At 59.7% G+C, this 226-nt stretch carries 1 pseudogene; it reads left to right on the forward strand.

Features of this window, described 5'->3' with window-relative positions:
• Positions 1-226, forward strand: a pseudogene (locus A2J01_RS31520) (amino acid ABC transporter permease); the annotation flags it as partial.

A 226-nucleotide genomic window follows, 5' to 3' on the forward strand; every position in this document is an offset into this window, starting at 1 on the left:
TCCCCAACGCCGCCAACGAGGTCATCGGACTCTTCAAGGGAACGTCGATCGTCTCCACCATGGCAATCGCCGAACTGTTCTACCAGGTGCAGGTCATCTTCGGACGCAACGGACGAGTCGTGCCCCTGCTGATGGTCGCCACGATCTGGTACATCATCCTCACGACGTTGCTCTCGATCGGTCAGTACTACGTGGAGCGCCACTATGCACGAGGATCCGCCCGTGC

The sequence above is a fragment of the Rhodococcus sp. EPR-134 genome, from assembly GCF_001647205.1.
In the GTDB taxonomy this organism is placed as follows: domain Bacteria; phylum Actinomycetota; class Actinomycetes; order Mycobacteriales; family Mycobacteriaceae; genus Rhodococcus_F; species Rhodococcus_F qingshengii.